The 695-nt window shown below is 68.8% G+C and carries 1 protein-coding gene; it reads right to left on the bottom strand.

Annotated features, from left to right (window positions below):
- Positions 1-695, bottom strand: a 695-nt coding sequence (locus ADK36_RS10060; RefSeq protein WP_159391106.1) for a protein kinase domain-containing protein, incomplete at both ends; no start/stop codon positions are given.

The raw sequence follows: 695 nt of genomic DNA, 5'->3' as shown, positions 1-695 counted from the left end.
GGGCGAGGCAGTCGGTGATGATCTCCCGCCAGTTTTCGGGGAGTTCGGGGGAGAGGCGTAGTTCCTCGGTGCCGCGGGCGTAGCGCGTGGCTGCGTCTGTGCGTGCCTCTGTGCTGCCGCCCGGTAGTGGGAAGGAGCCGGTGAGGGCGACATGGGCGAGGACGCCGAAGGCCCAGATGTCGGCGGTGGGGCGGATGCGGGTGCCGCGTTCGTCGATTTCGGGCCACTGTAGTTCGGGTGGGGTGTAGTCGGGTGTGGCGAAGGCGGGGGCGTAGGCGTGGGTGCCTTGGAGTTCGGCGGCCATGTTGAAGTCGGCCAGGCGTACTGAGTGGTCTTTCATCAGCAGTACGTTGGCTGGTTTGAGGTCGCCGTGGATCCAGCCGGCGTGGTGGAGCTGGTGGAGGCCCTCGCAGATCTGGGCGAGGAGGGCCGGGGCTGATTCGGGTTTGGGGTCGTGTGTCAGTACGGCGTCGAGGGAGCCCTCGGCTCGCTCCAGGACGATGACGGTGGCGCCGTCGAGTTCGGGGTGGTCCGGGTCGTCGACGGTCAGGGTGTCGTACATGCGGATGAGGCGGGGTGCGCGGAGGCGCTCCAGTAGCTCTACCTCGCGTTCGGCCAGTTCGCGGAGGTGGCGTAGCTGGCGTGGGGTGCGGGTGCCGGTGGGCAGGAACTTCAGCGCCACCCGGCGGGGCAGG

The organism is Streptomyces viridochromogenes (assembly GCF_001270495.1).
GTDB lineage: Bacteria > Actinomycetota > Actinomycetes > Streptomycetales > Streptomycetaceae > Streptomyces > Streptomyces viridochromogenes_A.
Note: the sequence above shows the minus strand (reverse complement) of the source record. Positions and strands in the feature narration are given on the sequence as shown.